Source organism: Roseovarius sp. D22-M7, assembly GCF_037083785.1.
Classification (GTDB): domain Bacteria; phylum Pseudomonadota; class Alphaproteobacteria; order Rhodobacterales; family Rhodobacteraceae; genus Roseovarius.
Window position 1 is genome coordinate 1 of record NZ_JBAPKY010000148.1, and the last position, 1,797, is coordinate 1,797.

Genomic DNA, 1,797 nt, shown 5'->3' on the forward strand with positions numbered 1-1,797 from the left:
GACCTCGTGCCCACCCTTGGGCGTCCAGATAACAAGCAACGCCTTGGCGTGCCTGTTTGCATGAAAAAGTCCTTGAAAAAAGACATCAGAGCGCCAGCTGGGCCCCACGGGCTTTGCAGCTTGACGGCTGGAAGTTCCAAGGGAGGAGTTCGTCGCCCCGGTTTTTCGGAGGGCCGGCGGCGATGGCCTCGAGATAGGCGAAGGGTTCGACACCGTTGATCTTTGCGGTTTCGATCAGCGACGCGATGCGGCCCCAGGCCGTGCCGCNCGGAGGGCCGGCGGCGATGGCCTCGAGATAGGCGAAGGGTTCGACACCGTTGATCTTTGCGGTTTCGATCAGCGACGCGATGCGGCCCCAGGCCGTGCCGCGCTCGTCGTGAGCGGCGAACATGGCCTGCTGCCGGTTTCGTGGACACGAAGATAAGATCGTGACCATGGAACTGGAGAGTGGATATGACGAGACGGAAGTTCAGCCGCGAGTTCAAGCTCGAGGCGGTGAAGCTGGTGACGGAGCGGGGCGTGTCGGTCGCCCAGGCTTGTCGGGATCTGGAACTGGCAGAAAGCGTTCTGCGCCGCTGGATGCGTGAATTGACGGCAGCACCTGCTGCGGCCTTTCCCGGGAACGGGCAGATCGGAGCTGATCTGGCCGAGATTGCAGCTCTGAAGAAAGAGGTCGCCCGGCTCCGGTCGGAGCGTGACATCCTCAAGATAGGTGAGCCATGCGCGCCATTGGTTCGAACGCAATGGCGAACGCTTTTTTCGCGCGGGAGGCGACATGAAGTTCGCCTTCATCGCAAAGCACCGCCACATTTGGCCGATCAGCTGGCTTTGTGAGGTGATGGAGGTCTCGCGTTCAGGCTTTCATGCTTGGCTCCATCGTCCGGCCAGCGCCCGCGCGACCCTGGATGCGAAGCTTGTCACAGCGATCGACAAGAGCTTCAAGGCCAGCGACCGCACCTATGGCGCCCGTCGTGTCTGGCGGGATGTGCTCGAGGACGGGCTTGCCTGCGGTCTGCACCGCATCGAACGGCTGATGCGGCAGAATGCCATGAGGGCGCGGCCGAAGCGGCGGGGGAAACCGAAGGACGAGGGCGAACGCTCGATCATCGCCGACAGTGAGCCGGTGAACGCCATCGGTCCGAATGAACCGGCGAACGCTCGACCGCGACTTCGAGGCCGACCGTCCGAACCAGAAGTGGCTGGCCGACTTTACCTACATCTGGACCGCCCAAGGCTGGCTCTATGTCGCCGTCGTGCTGGACCTGTTCTCCCGACGCGTCGTCGGCTGGTCGATGAAGGCCGAGCGGGATGCCTCACTGGTCATGGATGCCCTGATGATGGCCGTCTGGCGCCGCGGCAAGGCCGACGCGCTGCTCCATCATTCCGATCAGGGATCGCAATATACCAGCGAGCAGTTCCAGCGCCTGCTCTTAGACAACGGCATCATCTGCTCGATGAGCCGGGCCGGCAATGTCTGGGATAATTCGGCGATGGAAAGCTTCTTCTCGTCGCTGAAGACCGAGCGGACGGCCCGAAAGGTCTACCGCACCCGCGACGCCGCCCGGGCCGACATGTTCGATTACATCGAGCGCTTCTACAATCCGCGCCGGCGCCATTCAAAGCTGGGCTATCTCAGCCCAATGGCGTTCGAGGTCCGCGCTATGCTACCTTAACCCGGTGTCCACGGAACCGGCAGCAGGCCAACAGCGCATTTTTCCTGTTCAGTGCGATCGGGCGGATCAGATTCTCCACGCTGTTTGAATCGATCTCGACGCGGCCGTCATGGAGGAAGGTCTG

Annotated in this window: 4 pseudogenes; 1 reads left to right on the forward strand and 3 read right to left on the reverse strand. The window is 62.3% G+C overall.

Annotated elements, in window-relative coordinates:
- Positions 1-85: 85 nt before the first annotated feature.
- Together V8324_RS22555 and V8324_RS22560 are read right to left on the reverse strand one after the other, a co-directional pair.
- A pseudogene (locus tag V8324_RS22555) lies at positions 86-265 on the reverse strand (transposase domain-containing protein); the annotation flags it as partial.
- Positions 266-285: 20 nt separating this feature from the next.
- Positions 286-406 (reverse strand): annotated as a pseudogene (locus tag V8324_RS22560) (transposase domain-containing protein); the annotation flags it as partial.
- Positions 407-453: 47 nt separating this feature from the next.
- Between V8324_RS22560 and V8324_RS21680 the strand changes: the two are divergent.
- Positions 454-1,673, forward strand: a pseudogene (locus V8324_RS21680) (IS3 family transposase).
- 25 nt (positions 1,674-1,698) lie between these two features.
- Here the strand turns inward: V8324_RS21680 and V8324_RS21685 are convergent.
- Positions 1,699-1,797: pseudogene (locus V8324_RS21685) on the reverse strand (IS66 family transposase); the annotation flags it as partial.